The organism is Paenibacillus sp. GCM10028914, assembly GCF_042666275.1.
Classification (GTDB): domain Bacteria; phylum Bacillota; class Bacilli; order Paenibacillales; family Paenibacillaceae; genus Paenibacillus_AQ.
Map to the genome: position 1 here is coordinate 205961 of NZ_JBHTFO010000018.1, position 25290 is coordinate 231250.

General features: G+C 45.1%; 23 protein-coding genes. 22 read left to right on the forward strand and 1 reads right to left on the reverse strand.

Going from position 1 to position 25290, the window contains the following annotated elements; translation table 11 throughout:
- The first annotated feature begins 29 nt into the window (after window positions 1-29).
- The 5 genes from ACFQV5_RS21395 (at window position 30) to holA (ending at window position 6547) form a co-directional block, all read left to right on the forward strand.
- Entirely contained in the window at window positions 30-548 is a 519-nt protein-coding gene (locus ACFQV5_RS21395; protein ID WP_379249796.1) for a deoxycytidylate deaminase, read from the forward strand.
- A 119-nt stretch (window positions 549-667) separates the two neighbouring features.
- Entirely contained in the window at window positions 668-3337 is a 2670-nt protein-coding gene (locus ACFQV5_RS21400) for a ComEC/Rec2 family competence protein (protein WP_379249798.1), read from the forward strand.
- Window positions 3338-3441: 104 nt separating this feature from the next.
- Window positions 3442-3990, forward strand: coding sequence for an RNA polymerase sigma factor (locus ACFQV5_RS21405; protein WP_241932768.1), 549 nt, complete (start codon window positions 3442-3444; stop codon window positions 3988-3990).
- On the forward strand, window positions 3987-5234 hold the full coding sequence (locus tag ACFQV5_RS21410; RefSeq protein WP_379249801.1) for an anti-sigma factor family protein: 1248 nt from the start codon (window positions 3987-3989) through the stop codon (window positions 5232-5234). Before ACFQV5_RS21405 ends, ACFQV5_RS21410 begins: the two co-directional genes overlap by 4 nt.
- 293 nt (window positions 5235-5527) lie before the next feature.
- The gene (holA, locus tag ACFQV5_RS21415) at window positions 5528-6547 is read left to right on the forward strand and encodes a DNA polymerase III subunit delta (protein WP_379249803.1); all 1020 of its coding nucleotides are present in this window, start codon (window positions 5528-5530) and stop codon (window positions 6545-6547) included.
- Window positions 6548-6633: 86 nt separating this feature from the next.
- Here holA and rpsT read toward each other — a convergent pair whose 3' ends face one another.
- Complete coding sequence (rpsT, locus tag ACFQV5_RS21420; protein WP_379249805.1) at window positions 6634-6906, reverse strand: 30S ribosomal protein S20; 273 nt, start codon at window positions 6904-6906, stop codon at window positions 6634-6636.
- 190 nt (window positions 6907-7096) lie between these two features.
- Between rpsT and gpr the strand changes: the two genes are divergently transcribed.
- The 17 genes from gpr to mtaB all read left to right on the forward strand — a co-directional run bounded on the left by gpr (window position 7097) and on the right by mtaB (window position 25206).
- On the forward strand, window positions 7097-8098 hold the full coding sequence (gene gpr / locus ACFQV5_RS21425; RefSeq protein ID WP_379249807.1) for a GPR endopeptidase: 1002 nt from the start codon (window positions 7097-7099) through the stop codon (window positions 8096-8098).
- A 256-nt stretch (window positions 8099-8354) separates the two neighbouring features.
- Window positions 8355-9680: a stage II sporulation protein P gene (locus tag ACFQV5_RS21430; protein WP_379249809.1), complete on the forward strand. Its 1326-nt coding sequence runs from the start codon at window positions 8355-8357 to the stop codon at window positions 9678-9680.
- Window positions 9681-9705: 25 nt separating this feature from the next.
- Window positions 9706-10086, forward strand: a complete 381-nt coding sequence (locus ACFQV5_RS21435) for a hypothetical protein (protein ID WP_379249811.1) — start codon at window positions 9706-9708, stop codon at window positions 10084-10086.
- Between the two features lie 88 nt (window positions 10087-10174).
- Complete coding sequence (gene lepA / locus ACFQV5_RS21440; protein ID WP_379249813.1) at window positions 10175-11989, forward strand: translation elongation factor 4; 1815 nt, start codon at window positions 10175-10177, stop codon at window positions 11987-11989.
- A gap of 160 nt (window positions 11990-12149) precedes the next feature.
- Complete coding sequence (gene hemW / locus ACFQV5_RS21445; protein ID WP_483874815.1) at window positions 12150-13319, forward strand: radical SAM family heme chaperone HemW; 1170 nt, start codon at window positions 12150-12152, stop codon at window positions 13317-13319.
- Window positions 13320-13394: 75 nt separating this feature from the next.
- Complete coding sequence (locus ACFQV5_RS21450; RefSeq protein ID WP_379249817.1) at window positions 13395-13856, forward strand: N-acetyltransferase; 462 nt, start codon at window positions 13395-13397, stop codon at window positions 13854-13856.
- Window positions 13857-14000: 144 nt separating this feature from the next.
- Window positions 14001-15035, forward strand: a complete 1035-nt coding sequence (gene hrcA, locus ACFQV5_RS21455; RefSeq protein WP_379249819.1) for a heat-inducible transcriptional repressor HrcA — start codon at window positions 14001-14003, stop codon at window positions 15033-15035.
- Between the two features lie 13 nt (window positions 15036-15048).
- The gene (locus ACFQV5_RS21460; RefSeq protein WP_379249821.1) at window positions 15049-16596 is read left to right on the forward strand and encodes a TCP-1/cpn60 chaperonin family protein; all 1548 of its coding nucleotides are present in this window, start codon (window positions 15049-15051) and stop codon (window positions 16594-16596) included.
- Between the two features lie 46 nt (window positions 16597-16642).
- Complete coding sequence (gene grpE / locus ACFQV5_RS21465; RefSeq protein WP_379249823.1) at window positions 16643-17224, forward strand: nucleotide exchange factor GrpE; 582 nt, start codon at window positions 16643-16645, stop codon at window positions 17222-17224.
- Between the two features lie 99 nt (window positions 17225-17323).
- Window positions 17324-19171, forward strand: a complete 1848-nt coding sequence (gene dnaK / locus ACFQV5_RS21470; RefSeq protein WP_379249825.1) for a molecular chaperone DnaK — start codon at window positions 17324-17326, stop codon at window positions 19169-19171.
- A gap of 101 nt (window positions 19172-19272) precedes the next feature.
- Window positions 19273-20391, forward strand: coding sequence for a molecular chaperone DnaJ (gene dnaJ, locus ACFQV5_RS21475; protein ID WP_379249827.1), 1119 nt, complete (start codon window positions 19273-19275; stop codon window positions 20389-20391).
- Between the two features lie 149 nt (window positions 20392-20540).
- Window positions 20541-20909: a hypothetical protein gene (locus ACFQV5_RS21480; RefSeq protein WP_379249829.1), complete on the forward strand. Its 369-nt coding sequence runs from the start codon at window positions 20541-20543 to the stop codon at window positions 20907-20909.
- A gap of 38 nt (window positions 20910-20947) precedes the next feature.
- Entirely contained in the window at window positions 20948-21142 is a 195-nt protein-coding gene (locus ACFQV5_RS21485) for a YfhD family protein (protein WP_379249831.1), read from the forward strand.
- A 192-nt stretch (window positions 21143-21334) separates the two neighbouring features.
- On the forward strand, window positions 21335-22309 hold the full coding sequence (gene prmA / locus ACFQV5_RS21490) for a 50S ribosomal protein L11 methyltransferase (RefSeq protein ID WP_379249833.1): 975 nt from the start codon (window positions 21335-21337) through the stop codon (window positions 22307-22309).
- Window positions 22310-22311: 2 nt separating this feature from the next.
- Window positions 22312-22995, forward strand: a complete 684-nt coding sequence (locus ACFQV5_RS21495) for a site-2 protease family protein (protein ID WP_379249835.1) — start codon at window positions 22312-22314, stop codon at window positions 22993-22995.
- A gap of 94 nt (window positions 22996-23089) precedes the next feature.
- Window positions 23090-23860, forward strand: a complete 771-nt coding sequence (locus tag ACFQV5_RS21500) for a 16S rRNA (uracil(1498)-N(3))-methyltransferase (protein ID WP_379249837.1) — start codon at window positions 23090-23092, stop codon at window positions 23858-23860.
- A gap of 2 nt (window positions 23861-23862) precedes the next feature.
- Window positions 23863-25206 (forward strand): tRNA (N(6)-L-threonylcarbamoyladenosine(37)-C(2))-methylthiotransferase MtaB, encoded by a 1344-nt coding sequence (mtaB, locus tag ACFQV5_RS21505; RefSeq protein ID WP_379249839.1) that lies wholly within the window; start codon window positions 23863-23865, stop codon window positions 25204-25206.
- The last annotated feature ends 84 nt before the right edge of the window (window positions 25207-25290 follow it).

Consider the following 25290-nt stretch of genomic DNA (forward strand, 5'->3'; position numbering starts at 1 on the left):
ACTTCTAGGGAAACAGGTGAACTAATTATATGAGTACGGATCAACGTAAAGATTGGGATACGTATTTTATGGATATTGCATTTATGGTATCTACGCGGTCACAATGCTCTCGGCGTCATGTCGGTGCTGTGCTGGTGCAGGGAAAGAAGCTGCTAGGGACTGCTTATAATGGAGCCCCGATGGGTGTTCCGGATTGCTCTGAAGCTGGGTGCATGATTGCAGAAGACTATGAGCTTATAACGAGAAATGGTAAAGAAGAGATGGTAAAGAAACAGCGCTGTATTCGTACGATTCATGCAGAGCAGAATTTGTTGTTGTTCACAGATCGAATTGACCGGGAAGGTAGTACCGTATATGTGACGGATGAGCCTTGTTGGACATGTGCCAACATGCTGGCAAACAGCGGAATTACCGAAGTGGTATTCCATCGCCCGTACCCTAAGGATACTAATAAAGTGAGTCGTATGATGGAACAGAAAGGGATTCTCTTCCGCCAGCTGCTTACATATGAACCGCCCAAAGATACGTTAATGACCGTTTCGGATTAAACCATCTAATTTTATTGAATATCGTAGGATGAGGAAGGACCTCTGGATGCTTAAAGCAGCCAGGGGTCCTTTTTGCATTTCTACAATAGAAAGCCTATAGAAGAGGAGATGTGGATGTAATGACGGATAGGCCGCTGCTTGTGTTTACTTTTTTCTGGGTTTTTGGCAGCGGGGCTGCTTGTATGTATTCAGGTTGGGATTTGATTTTTATACAGGTAGGAATTGCGCTCTTGCTAATTGTTTGTTTCATTTGGAAACAAGCGGGAAGATTGTATATAGGCTGTATGGTTATGTCGTTGCTGATGTCATCAGGATACTGGGAATGGAATGATGCTCGGAATGTCAGTGAACTACAGTTCCTTATCAAAGATTCGGTGAGTGAAGACGAAGGGATCCCATTATTCGCTGAAGGTGTTATTGTTTCACCTGTAAAAGTGGATGGAGATCGCGCTGATTTTGTGTTTTCTACTCGGCGTATCAATGATCATGAAGAAATCATGGAGAAGGTTCAAGTCCAAGTTAAGTTGTTGACGGAAGAGGAGAGGGAACGTGCAATTGCCTGGAAACGAGGAGACGTTGCGAGAATAACGGGTCAATTGGAGGTGCCAGGAGAAGCACGTAATTTTGAAGGGTTCGATTACCGTCAATATTTACGGACTAATGAAATACACTGGCTGTTTAAGGTCAAAGGTATAGAGAATACGATCGTTAGTGAACCAAGTGAATGGAAATTGAGTCATATTCTACGTTGGAATGACGGAATACGTCAATATATTGGTGATCAAATTGACGTATTGTTTGGTGGAGTCCATGCGGGATATATGAAAGGGCTTATCATTGGTGAGCAAGGGGATCTGGATCCGGATACGTTTGCGGAGTTTTCCCGTTTGGGACTTACTCATATTCTTGCTATATCGGGCATGCATGTTGCTGTATTTGTTGGTAGCTTGTTATTTATATTCTCGGCATTCCGCATAACCCGAGAGACATCACTGACCATTGTCATTTTCTTAATCCCAGTCTATGTATTGCTAACGGGGGCAAGCCCGTCGATTGTTCGGGCAGGTATTATGGGGATGATTGGTCTATATGCGGCCAGGAGAGGACTTCTGAAGGATGGCATGCATATTTTAAGTGCTGCTGCTCTCGGGATGCTTCTTTGGAATCCATATTTCTTAGTTAATGTCAGTTTTCAGCTTTCGTTTCTAGTAACTGCTGGACTTATGGTATTTGTATCAAAATTGATGGTCTTTCTTTCGTTTATGCCTCGCTGGTTAGCAGGCTCGGTTGGGGTAACCGTTGCTGCACAGTTGGTATCTTTTCCGCTCACGATCTACTATTTCAATCAGTTCTCTCTATTGTCGCTGGTGGCTAATTTAGTGATGGTGCCTCTGATCAGCTTGATTGTTCTTCCTATGGGTACGACTGCGCTTATACTCGGGATGGTGTGGTTCAGTGGAGCTAAATGGATTGCTGTGATGATAGAGTGGTTAAATGAGTTTACCTTTTCTGTGGTCGAATGGATGAACAGCTCTCTTGCCTTTCTTATGATTTGGCCTTCACCGAACCTGTGGTGGATCATTTTATATTATTTGATTCTCTACACGTTGTTACATATAGGGAGCAAAAAGAAAGGGTCTGTTCATGCTACGTCAGGAGCAATCGATGATACAGTTCCATTATCGGAGGCTGGAGCACCGCGTGCAATAGCTGCCCGTCTGAATGATGATAGGGAGAGATATAATTATTCCCAGAGTCGTATGTCTGGCTGGTTAAGATCGAACGGGTTCCACCGACTTGCTAATGGTTATGTGAAGTACGGAAGCGGCGCGGTAGTCGCAATCCTAGTTAGTCTGTTTATTGTGCTCTTATATAGTGGATACCACGGGACTTCTAAACAAGGTTCAGGGTGGGTTCAGTTTTTGGATGTTGGACAAGGTGATTCTATTCTGGTGACTACACCTGAAGGAAAGCATGTATTAATTGATGCCGGAGGAACGACAAATTTCAGGAAAGAGAAGGATGCTTGGAAAGAGCGGAGTCGGCCGTTTGAGGTAGGTGCTAAAGTCGTGGTGCCTTTGCTTAAGAAGCGGGGAGTCCACGCTCTTGATATGGTAATGATTACGCACAATCACCAAGATCATAGTGGAGGGCTGCAGGCAGTTCTGGAAGAGATTCCTGTGAAATCGATCATTTTTAATGGTACATTGGCCAAATCGAAGACATTTGAGGAGTTAATGGTAACAGCTGTCAACTTAGGTATCCCTGTCTATCAGGCCGGGGCTGGTTCAATCTACCGTCCGGATCAATACACAGAGTTTCAGTTCTTAAACTCTGACTCACAATTAAAGGAGACGGAGGTACTGCCTGTAGTGGAGGATCAGAATCATGAATCTCTTGTATTTGAGCTGAAGATGAACGAAGCTCGGTTTCTTTTTACAGGAGACGCTGACGAAAAGGCAGAACAGAAAATTCTAACCGAACAAGTTGATCGTATAGTGGAGAATGGGAGGATTCGCCCGCTCGATGTTCTTAAGGTGGGTCATCATGGAAGTAAGACTTCAACTTCTGAAGGATGGCTAAAAGCTTGGAAGCCTGAAGCTGCGGTGATATCTGCAGGTGTTAACAATATGTATCGTCATCCTCACCCAGATGTAGTGGAACGTCTTCAGCGTTATGGCGCACTCACCTTCCGTACGGATTTGCGAGGGGAAATTCAAATGAAAGTATCTCGTACAGGAAAAATAGATGTACGTACGAAATTGAGAGCGGATGACGAACTTCATTAAATTTGGTATAGTTAGATGAACTTTCCTTTAAATTAATAGGTAAACATTGCAACAAATGAATACTACCAACCGTCTGTATATATGCAGGGAGAGGGGGATCCACTGTGGTGGAGCAGGGACTCATCAGAGCCGCTCAATCGGGCGATCGCGACGCTCTAATCACCCTATTGCGAGAGATAGAACAGCAAGTGTACCGAACTGCTTATTATATTTTAAACAATGAACAGGATGCTATGGATGCTTCACAGGAAGCACTGATTCGCATTTATACGAAGATCAATTCCTACGAAGAGAAGGCCCAATTTAAAACATGGGTACAGCGAATCGTCACCAACATTTGTATCGATAAGTTTCGGAGGACGAAACCTACCGTTTCTATTGATGAGCATGATCTTGTTTTTCAAGATCGGCAAAATGTGGAGAAAGAAGTGATGACGGGATATTTGGCTCAAGACATTCAAGAAGCGATCAATCAACTGCCGGATCATCACCGCACCGTTATTGTCTTAAGATATTTGCAGGATTTATCTTACAACGAAATAGCTGATTGTCTAAACCTGCCGCTGAATACGGTAAAGTCATATTTATTCAGAGCCAGACAACAGCTTCAGAACATGCTCCATGAGCATCAGAAAGGTGGTGTATCAGGATGAATTGTCAAGAGGTGGTGGAATACATGCATCGATATTTGGATCAAGATCTTGATCCAGAAGAGACTGCTCAGATGTACCGCCATGTTGCCGTTTGTCCGGCGTGCGCTGAAAAATTCAGCGTACTAAAGTCCCTATCAAGGGATTTGGAAGATCTTCCGGCCGTCACACCGCCTTACAGCTTAGTTGATGCGATACTTCCGCAGCTTGAAGCTATAGATCGTGCGCGTACAGAACAGACTAAGGAAGACGCTGTGATTAGACCTGCAGTGATGGTGCCAGAGCTTAAACGTAATGGACGAAGAGCTAACTGGTGGGGTTCCATTGCAGGCAGAACGGTGATGGGGTCTGTAGCAGCTGCTATTATTCTTGGGGTTGCTATATTCCATTATGAACCGGAAATGCTCTCGGATGCAGAGGTACCTTATAACGGTGCTAGCTTACCAGCAAGTAGAAATAGCAGCGGAAGCCAAGAACTTCCGGAAAACGATACCCTAACTAGTAAGAGTGTTGTGAGTGAAAAGGGTGAGACGGAAAACAACGGGGAAGAACGATCCATAACTTCGGAAGAGACAGAAGAACCAGGGAAGTCTAAATTGGATAAATCCCTGTCCGATGAACCTGTTTCTACAGATGCACAGCCTTCAAGCCCTGTACCTACTCCGCCGCAGCAAGATAAGAAGGATGAGCCTCGAACAGGTGGGAATACTTCGTCTGGAGAGGGGACTGCTAACAACAATGCGAAAGATTCTGTGCCTCCACAGCAAACACAGGATCAGTATGTTCCGCCTGAGCAACAGGTAGAACCCGACTCGCAGAGAATAGCGGACAATCACAGTGACCAGCTGCCTGCTGATAAGGATATTCCCTCTACGGATAATTCCGAGCAGGAAGTAGGTAAGACTAGTCTTTACGGAATTACGGGTATGATACCACAGCAATGGCCTTCTCCCGATGGGCTCTATAGTGCATCAGTAGCCATTGACAAAATGGTTTTGTTTCGGCTCCCTTCTGTTGCCGATCAGTTGCCTGAAGAGGTTATTGCTCTTCCGTTAAACGGGGAGTGGGTCAATGGCGAATGGTCTAAGGATAGTAAGGTGTTCACCTACACACTTCTCGTAGATCAAAAAGAGGTTAAACACGAAATTAATGTGGATCAACCAATAGATCCGAATGTAAAGGTCGAGCCACAAGATAACAATTCGAACAGTGGAACCGACTCATCCGAACCTGCTACAAATCCATAGTGTAATAAATTCTTCTTATTTCGAATGAAAAGATGACTTTATGGATGCACACTTGCCCGGAGATATGAATAAGCTAAGATAGATAGAAATATGCCGACTAACCACCGTCGTATGACCGACGGCGGGATGATTCTAGAGCATTCCGTCCGGCGTTTATATAGATGAGATGGGACAAAAAGACCTCGCTGCTTTCATGCCGAGGTCTTTTTGCTGTGTTTGAGAACGGGCACATTCTCGCCCCAGCGCGTCTTTTTTGGTATAGTGGTGTACGTAGGAGAAAGGGGGAACACAGGGTGGATGCCAAAGCGGCAGCTAAGGCAGTCAAGCAGGGGGAGGTATCCTCTGTTTACCTGCTATACGGTAGTGAGAAATATCAAATGAACGAATTCGCTGCGTTTCTGGAATCGCAGCTGTTAACTAAAGAAGACAAAGATTTCGCACTGATTCATATGGATCTAGGTGAGACGCCGATTCAAGCAGTAGTTGAGGAAGCCGAAACTGTACCTTTTATGGTTCCGAGAAAGCTAATTTTCGTAAGAGATAATTCCTTATTCACTGCTGGTAAGGACAATAGCAAAGTCGAACATAAGGTAGAGGCGTTGCTAGATTACATGGAAAATCCGGCAGATTACAGTGTGATTGTGTTCATGGTACAACAGGAAAAGCTCGATGAACGTAAAAAAGTAGTAAAGGCTGTTAAAAAAGCTGGAACTGCGCTGGCGTTTATGCCGTTAGGCAGTGATGAATTATTGAAATGGGTGGAGAAGCAGGCTTCGAAGCAAGGTTGTTCCTTTGCTCCAGGAGCTGCGGAGACACTTGTTCGCAATGCGGGTACCGCACTTCAGACTTTGTCAGGAGAAATAGACAAGCTATGCCTATACGCTGGTGCTGGTGGTACCATAGATGAGACAACAGTGAATCAGATGGTTGCCCGAAATACAGAGCAGAATGTGTTTGCACTGGTTGAGGATATCGCGAATCTACGGATTGATAAGGCGTTAGCCATCTTCTACGAATTGTTAAAGCAGCGTGAGGAGCCGATCAAGATAGCAGCTTTGATTACGAGACAGTTCCGGATCATTTTGCATGTAAAGACATTGTCGAAGCAGAGCTACTCCCAACAACAGATTGCTTCTCAGCTTGGATTGCATCCATACGCGGTGAAGATTGCAGGAGAACAAGCAAGAAAGTTTGAAACCTCTCGCTTGGAAAATATATTGAATCACTTGGGAGAGTTGGATTACAAGATGAAAACAGGTGGTGTGGACAAGGTCCTTGGATTGGAGATGTTTTTACTTCGCCTTGGGGCGTAACACATTACAGCATACGTAAGCATTCAAAAAACCCTGATCAGCATGTGCTGTTCAGGGTTTTCCATTTACTTATTCAGAAACGCATCTTACGCTTGGGAAGTAAGAGCGTTCAGTCTTTTCGCCAGACGGGACTTCTTGCGGGCAGCCGCATTTTTATGGATCAAGCCCTTCGTAACGGCTTTGTCAAGCTTTTGCGAAGCAGCTTGGAAAGCAGCTTTAGCAGTTTCAACTTCCGTACCAGCCAGCGCTACGTCAGCGTTTTTAACTGCTGTGCGAAGTGCGGATTTTTGGGAAATGTTGAGTGCATGGCGTTTGTCGTTCGTTTTGACGCGTTTTACCGCGGATTTAATGTTTGGCATTACATTCACCTCCTGTAAGGCATTTCAATAGAGCGAAATGTGTCACAACTTAAAATAGTTTAGCATGGGGGGGTACAAAATGCAATACCAAGAAGCAATGACTTTGGGGACCTTTTTAATCAGACTTTTGCATAATCTCTCTTCATCTCCAGCACACTACCACTATTATGATGCAGGAGAGTGAATGAGCATGGAATTAGATTTGCAGCGCTATTCGGTTCGAACGGACTTGGCGGTTGAATCGAGAGAGCTTGCTTCTGGTCAAGGAGTTAAGGCGATTCCTGGTGTTTTAGAAGATGTCCAGCAGGAGGGGGGAGTCAAGATAACTCGGCTTGATGTTGAAAATGAAGCCGCCTCCCAGAGAATCGGAAGGGTGCAGGGTCATTACGTCACCCTTGAGGTTCCCGATTTGCGCAAAGGGGATACGGGGCTACAGGAACAGGTAGCAACGGTATTTGCTCGCGAGTTTGAAGATTTCCTTCAGCGTATTGGTATTGGAAAGAATGCCTCAATTCTGATTGTCGGTCTTGGTAACTGGAATGTAACACCTGACTCGCTTGGGCCGCTGGTCGTTGAAAATGTCATGGTGACAAGGCAATATTTTGAGTTAATGCCAGACCAGGTAGCGCCGGGATATCGGCAAGTAAGTGCTGTAGCGCCAGGTGTACTAGGACTAACGGGAATCGAGTCGAGTGAAATTGTACATGGTATTGTCGAGCGGACGCGTCCCGATGCTATTATTGCGATTGATGCGCTGGCTTCCAGATCATTGGAGCGGGTGAACACAACCATTCAAATTGCGGATATTGGTATCCATCCAGGATCGGGTATCGGTAACAAGCGAAAGGGCCTGACTCAAGAAATTTTAGGGGTGCCGTGTATTGCGATTGGTGTTCCAACGGTGTGTTATGCATCTACCATCGTAAATAATGCAATTGAGTTGATGAAAAACCATTTTGGCCAAGGGGCTCCGGAGACGGGACAAATTATGGGGATGCTTAATGAGATTCCAGAGAATGAGCGTCTCGCGTTAGTAAAAGAGGTCTTGGAACCACTAGGGCATGATCTCATCGTGACACCGAAAGAGATTGATGAATTTATCGAGGATATCGCTAATGTTGTAGCCAGTGGATTGAATGCTGCTCTTCATGAAGCGGTTGATCCTGGTAATGTGGGTGCGTACACTCACTAGATTATCGACAGAGACACAATAATACATGTGTTCTTTTTCAAGATAGAACAGGGATAATACTAGAATGGCTGCTCTTTGAGTTCATGAATAGAACTCGAAGGCAGCCTATTTGCGTTCTATTAAATTTTGGAAGTATTTTAAGTTAGTTGTTCTATCGATTCTTTACGAGTCATAGATTTGGAATATAAGAGATTGTAGCTGCTGGACAGGCTTTCAAGGCTTTTTGCATTTTTGGTCAATGGAGGAGGACATCGATATGAACAACCGGAAATTTCGCATTTGGAACATAGCCAAGTTGAAAAGAAACTTGTTGGAAGGTTTAAGTATGGGGCGAACGTTGGTGCTGCTGATGTTAGGCTCTTTTCTATTCTTCATCTTGCTAGGTCTCGGAGGGATGGCGGAGAAAGGTCTGAACACCTCACCGGTGTCCTCTATGAAAGGACTAGCTGCATCTTTATCGAGTCGATTTTTTGTAGATATGATTGGAATGGAAATGCCGCAAATGGCACTAGAGAAAGAAACGTCAACATTTTCAGCGGAAAAAATGACTCCATTCGTATTTGAACTCCTGACTAGTGTGAATCCGAGAGATCCAAAAAGCCTTCTGGCCGGCGAGGTGCCGGGGATGAAGACGAATCAACCCGTGCAGCTTAGTAACGGTTCAGGTAACGAGCAAGGTGAAGCACCAGCAGATTATCGTCCGGATCCAACACCCTTAGAGCCTGAGGAAAGCCCTGATGACGTAAAGCCTGACGAATCAACACCCGATGAAACAACGCCCGAAGAATCAACAAATACACCTGCTGGGCCTCCTTCGGAAGGTAAGCCGGGAAGCACGAGCAAGGATGGAAAGACAGAGACGCCTTCTGGTAAGAAAAATGTACTTATTTATCATTCGCATCCACAGGAATCTTTCAACCCGCTGCTAGAGAAACCAAGCAGTAATCCCGGTTCTTCTTCACCTAATAAAAATATAATGCTTGTAGGCAGCATGGTAGCTAAGAGATTGGAGGCAAAAGGTATTGGAACGGTACACGACAAGAGTGACTATCAAAGCACCGTACCGAACTACAACTGGAACTATTCCTATAAATATTCGCGCCAAGCCGTGAAGGAAGCTCTTGCACAGAATGAGGATCTTACTTACTTAATTGACATCCATCGGGATTCACAGCGACATGGTAAAACAACAACGACGATTAATGGCGTCAATTACGCACAAGTGTATTTTATCATTGGACATGCGAACCAAAACTGGCGTAAGAACGAAGAGTTTGCAAGTAAAATCAATCAGCTGCTTGAAAAATCTTATCCTGGTGTCTCTCGAGGAGTATGGGGTAAGTCGGCTGATCAAGGTAACGGAGAGTACAATCAGTCGTTGTCTCCAAACAGTATTTTGATAGAAATCGGCGGAATTGATAACACAAAGGACGAGTTAAAACGTACGGCCAATTTGCTGGCAGATATGATTGCGGAAGTATACTGGCAGGATCAGAAAGCTCAGAAGGCTAGCGTGATGAACAAGACAAAGAATAAACCGACAGACCAGACAAAGACCGTCGATATACAGAAAACTAGCTGAGTGTACGAACATTTAAGGAGGAGAAATGATGTCAAGAGCCGGAAAAAAGTTGGCCGCTATGGTCATTTGGGCTGGAATCGGCGTGCTTATTGGCATGCAGTTGGGTGGAACGGAGGGTCCTCTGTTTCAGAAGGATTCTGCATCCAGTCAGGTTCAGCAGGTTGAGCAAAGTCAGAGCGGCAGCCTCCCGGTTTCTCCTGATCCACAAATTCAAGATGATCCTCCTGCGGCTCCAGTAAAGCAACAAAAACCGAAATTTGAGCCGACTCCTCGTGATATTTTACTGCCAGAGGGGTCTAAGCCGCCTGCCGATGTGCTTGCAGACAAAACAGCCGGGCTTCTGCAGCAACTTTCCAATCAAAGCATCCGCTGGGTTGTTTCTGTGTTCGGTTCCATTACCGAATGAATTGTATTGTGTACTTGCCATTGCTGTGCACACAACCAACTGTTATAATAAATTGATTAAAACATCTGGTGGTTGTTGGGGGTAAGGCATGGCTGACGTTCAAGTAAGACAACAAAAAATTCGTAATTTCTGTATCATTGCACATATAGACCATGGTAAATCGACATTGGCTGACCGTATTTTGGAGTATACTGGTGCGCTGACTTCCCGTGAAATGCAACAGCAAGTTCTTGACCAAATGGATCTGGAACGGGAGCGGGGAATTACCATCAAGCTGCAGGCAGTTCGTCTGAGCTATCTTGCGGATGATGGTGAAGAGTATATTCTGAATTTGATCGACACCCCGGGGCATGTTGACTTTACGTATGAGGTATCACGGAGCTTGGCTGCTTGTGAAGGAGCACTGCTTGTAGTAGATGCGGCTCAAGGTATTGAAGCCCAGACGCTTGCTAACGTATACCTCGCGTTAGATAATAACCTGGAAATTCTGCCGGTCATTAACAAAATCGATTTGCCTAGTGCAGATCCTGAACGAGTGAAGCAGGAAGTTGAAGATGTCATTGGTCTAGATACGAGTGAAGCCGTTCTGGCTTCTGCAAAAGCAGGGATCGGAATTAAAGAGATTCTAGAGCAGGTAGTTAAGCAGGTACCGGCACCAACGGGTGTAGCTGATGAACCGCTAAAGGCTCTCATTTTCGATTCACACTACGACCCTTATAAAGGGGTCATCGTTTACGTTCGTGTTATCAATGGTAGCATTAAAGCGGGTTCTAAGATCAAGATGATGGCAACGGGTAAATCATTCGAAGTCATCGAAGTTGGAGCATTTAAGCCGCGGATGACTATTGTAGACGAGCTGCTCGTAGGTGATGTTGGTTTTATCGTAGCTGGAATTAAGCATGTAGGAGATACACAAGTGGGTGACACGGTTACCGATGATAAAAATCCTACACCTGAACCACTTCCTGGTTACCGTAAAATCAATCCGATGGTATTCTGTGGACTGTATCCTATCGAAACATCGGATTATAACGATTTGCGTGAAGCGCTCGAGAAGCTTCAGCTTAATGATGCTTCATTGAGCTTCGAGCCGGAAACTTCGAGTGCACTTGGCTTTGGATTCCGCTGTGGATTCTTAGGATTGCTTCACATGGATGTTATCCAGGAACGGATTGAACGCGAGTTTAACATACCGCTGATTACGACTGCGCCGAGCGTAATTTACCGTATTACGCTGACGAATGGGGAGCAGATCCAGATCGATAACCCTTCCCACTATCCTGAAGTCGGCAAGGTTGATTATGTCGAAGAGCCTTATGTTAAAGCGGCTATCATCGTTCCAAACGATTATGTTGGAGCGATCATGGAACTTTGTCAAAACAAACGCGGCGAATTCGTTAACATGGAGTATCTTGATACGACACGTGTAACGATTACGTATGAAATTCCGCTGTCGGAAATCGTCTATGATTTCTTTGACCAATTGAAGTCCAGCACAAAAGGATACGCTTCGTTCGACTATGAGCTGTCTGGCTACAGAACTTCGAACTTGGTCAAAATGGACATCCTGCTCAATGGAGAACAGGTGGATGCTTTGTCCTTTATCGTACACCGCGATCGTGCTTTCCATCGTGGCCGGGCAATCTGCGAGAAGCTTCGTGAGCTGATTCCGCGTCAGATGTTCGAGGTGCCAATCCAGGCATCTGTTGGAACAAAAATCGTTGCACGTGAAACCGTTAAAGCAATGCGTAAGAACGTTCTTGCCAAGTGTTACGGCGGTGACATCTCGCGGAAACGGAAGCTGCTTGAGAAGCAGAAGGAAGGTAAGAAGCGGATGAAGCAGGTCGGAAGTGTTGAAGTGCCGCAGGAAGCATTTATGGCGGTGCTGAGAATCGACGACTAGGTAAGTTGATTTCGGATACAGTTATAGAAGAACAATGACAGGAAAGCCGTTATGGCTTTCCTTTTCTTTCATGATCAAGATGTTAGAGTATTAGGATATAAACAAATGATAGAAGCTTATGAGCAAGGCTAAGCAAGGGAGGTTATTTATGACAACGCATATGACAAACGGAGCCAGCAAGCGAACAGAAGCTGTATATATTCACATTCCGTTTTGCACGAATAAATGTTTTTACTGTGATTTTAACTCTTATGTTTTAAAAGACCAGCCTGTTATGGATTACCTACAAGCGCTTGAACGGGAAATGGAAATGACCGTAAAGGCTTCTCCGCCAGGAGTGATCAAGAGCATTTTTGTAGGGGGAGGTACCCCAACCGTTTTGAAGCCGAATGAAATGGAATATTTCCTGAAGACGGTAAAAGATCATTTTCCAGTTTGGGACGACAACATTGAATTCTCAATGGAGGCTAATCCAGGAACGACGGATCTAGAAAAACTGTCGGTTATGAGAGAAGGCGGTGTAAACCGTGTCAGCTTCGGAGTGCAGGCGTTTCAGAACGATCTCCTTACCGGCATAGGTCGTATACACAACACAGATGATGTTTATCGAAGCCTAGAGAATGCCAAAAAGGCGGGCTTTGACAACATGTCTATTGACCTTATGTTCGGTCTTCCTAACCAGACGGTTGAAATGCTGTCGGAGAGTGTAACTAGAGCGCTAGAACTGGGCTTGCCACACTACTCCATTTATAGTTTGAAGGTAGAGGAGAACACGCTGTTTCATACCCTGTATCAGAAAAACCAGCTTCCCCTTCCCGATGAGGAAGATGAGCTGAATATGTATCTGCTGCTTATGAACCGAATGAAAGAAGCAGGGTATGACCAATATGAAATCAGTAACTTTGCAAAACCGGGATTTGAAAGTAAGCACAACATGACCTACTGGTTTAATGAGGACTATTACGGTCTGGGAGCAGGTGCTCATGGATATGTTGGGCGTATGCGCCATATGAACATTAAAGGAGTTAATCCTTATATAGAAGCTGTTAAACATGGTCTTCCTCGACTTGATAGCTTCACAATATCTCAGGAGGAGGCTATGGAGGACTTCCTGATGGTCGGATTACGTGTACTTGAGGGTATTTCACGAAGTCGCTTCGAACAGCAGTTTGGCACTTCACTTGATGTAGTTTTTGCACGACCCCTTCATAAAATGGTTAATGCAGGATTACTGGATACAACTGATGAAGGCTATAAGCTGAGTGACAAAGGCGTTTTGTTCGGTAATGAGGTCTTTGCAGAATTTATAGGTAGTCTATCAGGCAAATAATCTATTGAACTTCTATACGCTCTGTTGTATATTTATTCATATTATAACGGAGCGTATAAAGGGGAGACGGAGATAATGCCGGCCGTATGCAGAAAAGCCAAGCTGGATGATGTAGAGCCACTTTACGAAATGATTCAGGATTACGCGGAAAAAGGAATCATGCTTCCCCGGTCAAGAAATGTGCTGGAGAAGCAGATTGAAGAGTTTGTTGTAGCCGAATGGGATGGAACGGTCGTTGGCTGCGGATCTTTATGTCAGCTCGGTAATGATTTGGTGGAGATTCGATCTTTGGGCATATCCGAAGCTTACAAAGGGCAGGGAATAGGCTCGATGCTGGTTGAATCATTAATAACCGAGGCCGAAAGACGTGAAATTCCGAAGATTATGGCTTTAACATATGAAGTTTCTTTTTTTATCAAAAATGGCTTTACTGTGGTCGAGAAAGAAATTTTCCCGGAAAAAGTATGGACCGATTGCATTCACTGCAAAAAACAACATGCGTGTGACGAAATAGCTGTGCTTAGAATGTTAAGCTGATTGAATAAAAATCAGGTGATCTTAAAGTACCAAACTGACTTGACAATACTCTAGTCGGTTTGGTATTTTTGTTATATCGGTTAGCACTCACTGATGATGAGTGCTAACGATTTTGAAAACCGCAGTCAGTAAGGGGGGAGCGACATGTTAACAGATCGCCAGCGCATGATATTGAGTGCGATCGTCGATGACTATATTCGGTCGGCAGAGCCGGTAGGATCCCGAAGTATTTCTAAACGTGGAGATGTGGGTTATAGCCCAGCGACGATTCGTAATGAGATGGCTGATTTGGAGGAACTTGGTTTTCTCGAACAACCTCACACTTCAGCGGGACGTATTCCTTCACATAAAGGATATCGTTATTATGTAGATCACCTTACGTCGTCGTTTTCACCAAATCCTTCCGAACTGCAGACGATGAAAGCATTCTTTGCCGAGAAGCTGAATGCCATGGAGCAGATGATCCAGCACGCGGCGGGTATTTTGTCACAGATGACAAATTACACTTCCATCCTTTTGGGACCGGAAGTTTTTCATACGTCATTGCGCCATTTCCAATTGCTTCCGCTAGAGGATGGCAAAGCGGTAGCTATTATTGTAACGAGTACCGGTCAAGTCGAGAACAAGACGGTTACAATCCCACCGGGCGTGTCCGTATCGGAAATGGAGCAGGTGGTTAATCTTCTAAATAGTAAACTGGCGAATGTGCCATTGTATAAATTGAAGACAAGGCTATATTCTGAATTGGGTCAGGAAATGCAGCGTCATATCGATCACTATGAGGAATTAATGAGTGTGCTTGATGTTGCGCTCGATAGTAACAATCAGGAGCAAAAAGTGTATTTGAGCGGTACGACGAACATGCTTAACCAACCTGAGTTCAAAGATGTCGATAAGGTTCGTAATATTCTAGAATTGCTCGAGCAAACACCGACATTAATGAAGATGATGATGCCAACACCTGGAGAAACTGGCATTCAAGTACGAATTGGTACAGAGAATGATCATGAAGCAATTGCGAATTGCAGCTTGATCACAGCGACTTATTCTGCAAATGGAAAAACACTAGGAACGATTGGTATACTCGGGCCGACTCGAATGGAGTATGCTCGTGTGATGGGTATACTAAATATTCTCTCGCATGATCTGACAAGATTGCTGTCACACTGGTATAAATAAAGGAGTGAGAGTGATGAGCCAAGGACCTCAGCAGCACGGAGACGGTGACGAACGCCACTCTACGCTGATTAATAACAGTAATGCGGTGCGGGCCGTCACTTCCGCCGTTGAAGGGACGCTCGGTCCTAAGGGACTTGATGTTATGCTCGTAGGCTCTCGTGGGGAAGTTGTAATTACGAACGACGGGGTTACTATTTTGGATAAAATGGATGTAACTCATCCGGCGGCTCGACTTCTTATCCAGGTAGCTAGGGCCCAGCAGGAGAAGATTGGAGACGGTACGACAACGGCTACGGTACTTGCAGGTGCCCTGGTCCAAGAAGGAGTCGCACAGATTGTCCGTGGTGTTCCAGCTTCCAAAGTTGTTGAGGGCATGAGACAAGGCATTGATATGGCGCTTCGTTATTTATCGGAACGGGTACGGATAATTGATGGGTTGAATGATCCTCTGCTGGAAAGAACAGCTTTTGTAGCTGGACGTGAAAGACATGATATCGTTCAGTTAGTGATGGAAGCTGCTGCTAAAGCAGGGATTGACCGTTTAAGAGACCCTTCATATTCTCTGGCTGATAGCATTATCGCATTGGAGAAAGCAGATAATGAGGTGTATGAGGGAATACTGCTTCGCCAGAAACCTTTGTTCACTAGAGAACAGCAAGAGTATGATGATGCTAAGGTGCTTGTTCTGCTTGACGCGCTGGAACCTGATGACCTTGACGAAGAGGTTTTGACTACAGAAGCAGGTTTTGAAAAATACATGGATCTGCGCAAAGTGTTTGCTTCGGATTTAGAACGTTTATCAGCAGTATCTGTTAAGCTGATTCTTTTGGAAAAAGGAATTCATCCGGACGCTGAGCAGTTTTGTCTAGATCACGGTATAATGGTTGTGCCGCGTGTATCACGTGCCGACATACGCCGAGTCTGCGACATGACAGGGGCTGTACCGGTGCGCCGTACGGCGCTACATAAAGATCCTGACCAATTGATATCTGTTCTAGGTTATACCCCGCAAGCAGCATATGATGAGTCATTAGAGCGTGTTCGTCTTAAAAGCGATATATCCGGTGAACGTGTGGTCACCATTATTGTTGGTGCTAGTACGTCAGAGGTTGTTGGAGAGGCAGCACGCATTGCGTGTGATGCAGCTTCGGCTCTTCAAGCAGCTGTTGCTGGTGGTGTACTTCCGGGAGGCGGAACAAGTGAACTGGCCGTATCCTATGAGTTGGATCGTCATAGGGAAGTTCAGAAGGGAATGGAAGCCTTTGGTATAGAGGCTGTTTCCACTGCATTACGTAAGCCAATGTCGCAGATATTGCTGAATGCCGGTTATAATCCGTTAGAGAAGATGGAGGAAGTGCGGGCGGCTCAAATTCGTCTGGGAACGGACTCCATGGGAATTGACTGTGATACCGGTGTTGTTATCAATTATGAAGACAAGGGTATTGTGGATCCAGCTCTCGTTAAGCTTCATGGATTACGAGCAGCCGGGGAAGTCGCGGCAGCAGTGCTCCGAATTCATCATGTTATTAAGATGCGTGAGACAGGCAGTTTCGAAGAGTAATATTAACAATGAATAGGATTCATAAATATAGGGAGGTGGAGGCATCTTGAATAAAGAACAACAGAACACAGTAGATGAAGAAATGATGGAACATGCCGTACCAGAAACTGGTGAGCAACCGGAGGTACAGGAGGATGATCTACAGTCTTCTAGCGAAGAGAAGGTAGAAGACGGCCTTCAGGCTGAGTTGGAATCGTTGAAAAATGAAATTTCGGAACAACAGCAACGTACTTTGCGTGTCCAAGCTGATTATGATAACTTCCGTAGACGTACACTTAAGGAGAAGGAAGAGCTGGCAAAGTATGCTTCTTCTAAGCTGATTACGGAGCTATTGCCTGTAATCGACAATTTTGAGCGTGCTTTGGCTTCATCGGAAGAAAATCCTGAATTTGAATCTTTCTCCAAGGGAGTAAGCATGATCTTCCGTCAGCTTGAAACCGTGCTGAATGCTGAAGGTCTCTCAGCCATGAATTGTGTAGGTCAACCATTCAACCCTGAATTTCACCAAGCAATTATGCAGGTGGAGAGCGATGAGTATGAGGAAGGCATCGTCGTTGAAGAAGTTCAAAAAGGCTTCATGCTGAAAGATAAGGTGCTTCGTCCGGCAATGGTTAAGGTAAGCATGTAATTGACTTAATCCATCGTCGACTTTAAATAAACTACAACTTTAAAACGAACCACTTACCTTATCTGGGGTAAGTGCCAATATGAAGGAGGATATTATCTCATGAGTAAAGTAATCGGTATTGACCTTGGTACAACCAACTCTTGTGTAGCGGTAATGGAGGGCGGCGAAGCTGTTGTCATTCCTAACCCAGAAGGTGGACGTACAACTCCATCTGTTGTAGGTTTTAAGAAAGACGGCGAGCGTGTTGTTGGTGATACAGCGAAGCGTCAGGCGATCACGAACCCAGACCGTACAATCAGTTCCATTAAACGTTACATGGGTACAAACCATAAAGAAACTATTGATGGCAAGGATTTTACACCACAAGAGATTTCCGCAATTATTTTGCAAAAATTGAAATCCGATGCTGAAGCTTATTTGGGTCAACCTGTAACCCAAGCGGTTATCACAGTTCCTGCATATTTTAATGACAGTCAGCGTCAAGCAACTAAAGATGCTGGTAAAATCGCTGGTCTTGAAGTACTTCGTATTGTCAATGAGCCAACGGCTGCAGCACTGGCTTACGGTATGGAGAAATCAGAAGATCAAACCATTCTCGTATACGACCTTGGTGGCGGTACGTTCGACGTTTCCATTTTGGAACTTGGTGATGGTTTCTTCGAAGTTAAAGCTACAAGCGGTGACAACAGCCTTGGTGGGGATGACTTTGACCAAGTTATCATTGACTACCTGGTTGCTGAATTCAAAAAAGAACAAGGTATTGACCTGAGCAAAGATAAAGCTGCTGTTCAGCGTCTGAAAGATGCTGCAGAGAAAGCTAAAAAAGAGTTGTCCGGTATTTTGACAACAACAATCTCCTTGCCGTTCATCACAGTTGCTGATGGCGTACCTCAGCACTTGGAAGTAAACTTGACTCGTGCGAAGTTCGAAGAGTTGTCCGCTTCCCTGGTAGAACGTACACTCGGTCCAACTCGTCAAGCATTGAGTGATGCAGGTATGACTGCAAATGACATTAACAAAATCGTTCTTGTGGGTGGATCTACACGTATCCCTGCAGTTCAAGAAGCGATTAAGAAATTGACTGGTAAAGAGCCTCACAAAGGCGTTAACCCGGATGAAGTTGTTGCACTGGGTGCAGCAGTTCAAGCTGGCGTATTGACAGGAGATGTTAAAGACGTTGTTCTTCTTGACGTTACTCCACTTTCTCTCGGTATCGAAACAGCAGGTGGCGTATTTACCAAAATGATCGAACGGAACACTACAATTCCTACAAGCAAATCTCAAGTGTTCTCTACTTATGCAGATAACCAGCCAAGCGTTGAAATTCACGTTCTGCAAGGTGAGCGTCAAATGGCAGCAGGTAACAAAACCCTCGGTCGCTTTATGCTGGGAGACATTCCTCCAGCTCCACGTGGCGTTCCACAAATCGAAGTTACATTTGACATCGATGCGAACGGTATTGTTAACGTTTCGGCAACAGATAAAGGCACAGGCAAGAGCCAAAAAATCACCATTACTTCTTCAAGCGGTCTGAGCGATGAAGAAGTAGAACAAATGATGAAAGATGCTGAGCTTCATGCTGAAGAAGATCGTAAGCGTAAAGAGCTTGTTGAGGCACGCAACAATGCGGATCAGCTCGTGTACACCACAGAGAAAACGCTGAAGGATCTTGGTGACAAAGTAGATGCAGCTGAAATCGACAAAGCAAATGAAGCTAAAGAGAAAGTGAAAAAAGCTTTGGAGTCCGACAATCTTGAAGAAATCAATGCAGCAACTGAAGCATTGACTGAGATCGTTCAACAGTTGTCCGTAAAACTTTATGAGCAAGCTGCTCAAGCTGAACAAGCTGGTGGAGCAGGAGATGCTGCTCAAGAAGGCGTTCCTAAAAAAGATAACGTTGTTGATGCCGAGTATGAGGTTGTTGACGAGGACAAAAACAAAGGTTAATCTGAATAGATCTGAGGCAAGGGAAAGTCAAAGCGCGAATCCCGCACTTTGACTTTCCTTTTGTCCGGCATGCTTAGTATTGGTGAAATGGAGGTGAAACCGTGGCTGAAAAGCGTGATTATTATGAGGTGCTTGGCGTTGGCAAAGACGCGTCGGATGATGAGATTAAAAAAGCGTACCGAAAATTGGCGCGTCAATATCACCCTGACGTAAACAAAGCGGAAGATGCCGAGTCCAAGTTTAAAGAAGTAAAAGAGGCTTATGACGTATTAAGTGATAGCCAGAATCGTGCGCGATACGACCAGTATGGACACATAGACCCGAACCAAGGTATGGGCGGTGGTTTCTCCGGCGACTTTGGCGGCGGTTTTGGAGATATATTCGATATGTTCTTTGGTGGCGGTGGACGTCGTGACCCAAATGCACCACAACGGGGGAACGATCTGCAGTATACAATGACTATCGAGTTTAAAGAAGCTGTATTCGGCAAGGAAGCAGACATTACGATACCGAGAACAGAAACATGTGATACATGTGATGGCTCCGGTGCGAAGCCAGGAACAAAACCGCAAACTTGCGGCGTCTGCCATGGTAGTGGTCAGCAGGAGGTCGTACAGAATACACCGTTCGGCCGAATGGTTAACCGTCGTGCGTGTTCCAATTGTAATGGTACTGGTAAAATCATTAAGGAACGCTGTAGCACCTGCCAAGGTAACGGGAAGGTCAAGAAGCAGCGTAAGATCCATGTCCGTGTACCTGCCGGTGTCGATGATGGCGCTCAATTGCGCATGACTGGTGAAGGTGAAGGCGGATTGCGCGGAGGACCAGCAGGTGATTTATACATCGTCATTCGCGTGAAACCTCACGACTTTTTCGAACGTGAAGGCGACGATATTTACTGTGAAATTCCACTTACCTTTGCCCAGGCAGCACTTGGGGATGAGATCGAAATCCCTACGTTGACCGAAAAGGTGAAGCTGAAGATTCCAGCAGGTACACAGACTGGAACCTTCTTCCGTCTGAAAGGAAAAGGAGTTCCTCGCCTTCGTGGTCTTGGACAGGGAGATCAGCATGTTAAGGTGGTTGTTATTACGCCAAGCAAGTTGAGCGATGAGCAGAAAGATTTATTACGCCAATTCGCTTCCCTGGATGGAGAGCAGACACATGAGCAAGAGCAGTCCTTTTTCGACCGTGTAAAAAAAGCATTCCGCGGAGACTGATAAGTTTAGCCCGGCCAACTTTGGCCGGGCTTTTTTTGTGTTTATATCGCGCTGCTATGCTTCCGAATAAAACGACTGCAAATGAAGCATTCTAGGAAGGTTCGTTCTAAGAATGGTATAACAGAATCTAAAATGTAGGGTGAGTAACCATGAGTGAAAAGAATATTTTGGCTTATTTCAAAAGTCCGGAAGAAGCGCAATCCGTTGCGCGCAAGTTAGAGGCATTGAGAGTTGCAGATATGTCAATTAATCGTTTCAGTGCTTATCCAGGTGGAGAAATGAACAATATTATGAACCCTTTAACAGGTGATATTGTCAGTCTGACTTCAATGACACAGAATTCGGCACTCAGTAATCGTTCGGCTGGAATCCTAGGTGCTGCTGATCCTTCGGCAAGTGGAATGAGTGCCGGCGAGGATGAAGTTCAAGGACGAGATATCCTGCTGACGGTCGTGTTGGATGAAAGTGTGTTCCATCAGGCTTTAAGTATCATTGAAGATGCTGGAGGATTAGTGTAACGAGATACCAGGCATATAACGGAAGGAGAGTGAATTAAATGCGAAGAGCTAAAAAAGGAAAAATAGCGGATAAAACTGAAAAATTACTTGCACTTCAGTCTGCGAAATTAGAAGATGTAGAGTTCTCTGCTCTGGAAGCAGACCGTGAAGATTTAGAAGCGATTCGTCGCAGTGAAGCGGCTGATAAACGTCAGCTTAAAGAAATGTTTGATAATCACAAGAACGAGAATTAGAAATAACGGGACTCTTAGTGTTAATTGCGTCTTAGGCCCTTTCAGCGAGTTAACGCCGTTGAGGGGCCTTATTTTATGAGCAAACATAGAGAGAATGGCTTTTCGCATAATAAATGGTGTTTAAATTTTGTAACAAGGGTCCTCAGTATAGTACAATATTACTTATGTAAAAACGAGGAGGATCACCTAAAAATGTTATGGCATGAATTAACGATACATACCACGGAAGAATCCGTGGAAATGATCTCTAACTTCTTGCATGAAGCTGGAGCCGGCGGAGTCTCAATCGAGGAGTCTGGCACATTGAACAAGAAGCGGGAGACGCCACATGGAGAATGGTTTGGCGATGTTCCATTCAATGATATTCCTGAAGGACATGCGGTCATTAAAGGATATTTCTCTGAGGATGTTAACTTGGAAGAGATCAGGGACGAAATATCTCCGCGTATTGAGGAACTGCCGGAATTCGGAATAAATACAGGTGAGGTCCGCTTTGAACTGAAAACGGTAAATGAGGAAGAGTGGGCAACCGCATGGAAGCAGTATTTTAAACCGATTCGTGTATCTGAGAGACTTACTATTAAACCAACTTGGGAAGAATATGCCCCGGAATCAGACGATGAACGGATTATTGAGTTAGATCCGGGAATGGCATTTGGCACAGGGGCGCATCCAACGACCTCACTTTGCCTAAGAGCATTAGATAGTGTAATTCAAGGCGGCGAGGAAGTTATCGATGTTGGTACCGGGTCAGGTATATTATCGATCGGAGCCATTCATCTAGGTGCATCCCGTGTATTAGCTTTGGATCTTGATCCCGTTGCGGTGTCTAGCGCGAAAGAGAACACACGGCTGAATGGTATGGATGACCGAATTGTTGTTAAAGAGAGTGACTTACTTACAGTTATAAAAAGTGGCAGTGAGTCAGATGGTCTTGGTGTGACACTTCCTGTGCAGCTTGTAGTGGCCAACATTTTGGCTGAAGTCATTCTGCTGTTTGTAGATGATGTCTATGCGGCTCTACAACCTGGTGGTATGTATATTGCTTCCGGGATATACAAGAACAAAATTGATGTGGTTGAGCAGGCGCTTATTTCTTCCGGTTTTGAAATTGCAGACATGCACCGTGAGGATGACTGGGTAGCGTTTGTCGCAAGGAAGAGGTAATTATGGAAATTTTGGATAAACTGTTATATTATCCGATCGAGCTGCTTCCCTTTTATTTGATTACTTTAATTATCGCGTTCACGCTGCATGAATTTTCTCATGCCTATTTCGCGAACAAGTTCGGCGACCCGACGGCGAAGCTGCTCGGTCGGGTTACACTGAACCCAGCAGTTCACTTTGATTTTCTAGGTATTGTATTAATTCTCTTTGCTGGTTTCGGTTGGGCTAGACCGGTGCCAGTCAATCGTGATAATTTCAGTAACCCTCGTAAGATGGGGATTATCGTGTCCGCTGCAGGCCCGCTTAGCAATTTGTTGCTGGCCATTGTAGGATGTTTACTGTATGCAGGTCTTTACCAATTTGGGATTATTGATAGCTTTGATAACGCTCGAGTTGTACAAGCTATACACATCTTTTTTGATACCTTTATCGTATTGAACTTCTTCTTGTTCTTGTTCAACTTAGTTCCGCTGCCGCCACTGGACGGTTACCGGATCGTTGAAGATTTGGTTCCGCGCCGTGTTCGTGCGAAGTTGCAGCAATTTGAACAGTGGTCTATCTTGATCTTTTTGTTAATTATTCTTATTCCACCGTTTCAAAATTACACAATCAGACCGCTTTATGCTAAAGCTTATGAACTATCGGTTTTCTTCTTAAACATCTTTAATACAATGTTTGGGGGTTAATTTAAGGCTTGCTGGTACGGATTTTCTCTGGTCAGGTTGAATGAAAAGTTGTATGATGAGGTTTGGCGATTTTGAGATAGGTGAGGATAAAGATATGCAGCGATATTTCGTTTCACCCGAGCAGTTCAAGGGAGACCGCGTAGAAATAACCGGGGAAGATGCTAGACATATTACGAAAGTTATGCGAGGCAAACCGGGGGATGCATTCATTGTAAGTGATGGTGTGTCCAGAGAAGCGCTGGTGGAGATAGAAAGCTTAGAGCAGACAAGCGTTATTGCCGTTGTTACGGAGTCATTGGAAATGACCCATGAGCCGCGCCTGAAGGTGACGATTGCTCAAAGTCTGCCAAAAGGCGATAAAATGGAGACGGTCATCCAGAAGTGCACGGAGATCGGTGCGGTAACGTTTGTTCCGTTCATGTCGGAGCGCACAATTGTCCAATATGACGCCAAGAAAGAAGGCAAACGGTTGGAGAGATGGCGTAAAATCGCCAAGGAAGCCGCTGAGCAGGCGCATAGAAATATCGTTCCTGATGTTCAGCAGCCTCTAACCTGGAGAAAATTACTGGATACGTTCTCTAGCTACGACACTGTTTGCTTTTGTTACGAGAAAGAGCACGGATCCCAGCTTAGGGACGTGCTGAAGCCTTTTATAGCCCATGCATTACAGGAGCCGGAATCTACGGCTAGTCTGCTGTTGCTTGTCGGTCCAGAAGGTGGATTCACCGAAGAAGAGTGTAGAATGGCCGAAGAGGCTGGCGCTGTTTCTGTTGGGCTAGGGCGCCGAATATTGCGCTGTGAGACAGCAGGAATGACTGCACTCGCATGCGCTTTATACGAATCTGGAGAAATGGGGGGAGTTTGAATATGCCATCAGTAGCGTTTTATACGTTGGGTTGCAAAGTCAATTTTTACGATACCGAAGCCATCTGGCAGCTTTTCAAGAATGAAGGCTACGAACAGGTGGATTTCGAACAAACCGCTGACGTTTATTTGATTAATACCTGTCATGTAACGAATACGGGGGATAAGAAGAGCCGGCAGATGATTCGTCGTGCTGTGCGCCGTAACCCTGATGCGATCGTAGCGGTGACGGGCTGTTATGCTCAAACATCGCCTGCGGAAATTTTAGATATTCCTGGTGTTGATCTTGTGATCGGGAACCAGGACCGTGATAAAATGATGAGTTTCATCCATGAGATTGAACAGTCACGACAGCCGATAAACGCAGTGCGTAACATTATGAAGACCCGTGCGTTCGAGGAAATGGACGTACCTGATTTCGCGGAGCGTACGCGTGCTTTCTTGAAAATTCAAGATGGTTGCAATAACTTCTGCACATTCTGTATTATTCCATGGTCACGCGGTCTGTCTCGGAGCCGTGATCCGAAGAGCATCATTCAGCAAGCAGAGCAGCTCGTTAAGGCTGGGTATAAGGAAATTGTTCTGACTGGTATTCATACTGGTGGATACGGTGATGATCTGGAAAACTACCGTCTGTCTGATCTGTTATGGGATCTGGATCGTGTGGAAGGCCTTGAGCGGATTCGTATCAGTTCTATTGAGGCAAGTCAGATCGACGACAAAATGCTTGAAGTGCTCAATAAATCTTCTAAAATGTGCCGTCATTTGCACATCCCGATCCAAGCGGGAGATGATACGGTACTTAAGCGGATGAGACGTAAATATACGACGGAAGAGTTCTTGAACAAGATGAAGCTGATTCGTCAGGCGATGCCTGATCTGGCGATTACAACAGACGTTATTGTCGGCTTCCCTGGTGAAACTGATGAGATGTTCCAGAATGGCTATCATCTAATGAAAGAAATCGGGTTCTCTGAAATGCATGTGTTCCCTTATTCCAAACGGACGGGTACGCCGGCAGCTCGTATGGAAGATCAAGTAGACGAAGAAGTGAAGAATGAACGTGTTCATCAACTGATCGACTTGTCAGAACAGCTGCAGCTTGCCTACGCCGAGCAATTTGTAGGTCAGGTGGTTGATGTAATTCCTGAACGGGAATACAAAGGTTCCCCGAATGGTGGGAAAATGCAGGGCTATAGTGGGAACTACCTGCTGGTTGTATTTGACGGAGGTCCTGAGCTTGAGGGGAAATTGTGCCGTGTGAAGATAACCAAAGCCGGAGTGAATGAATGTGAGGGCGAATTGGTTAGCGTCATGGAGAATGACTTAGCGGCTGCTGCCCAATAAATTCAGAGATGGATGCCATAACTGACAAGGATTTCATTTCCCTTTACCGGAAGTGAAATCCTTGTTGCACATGAAGGAGGATGC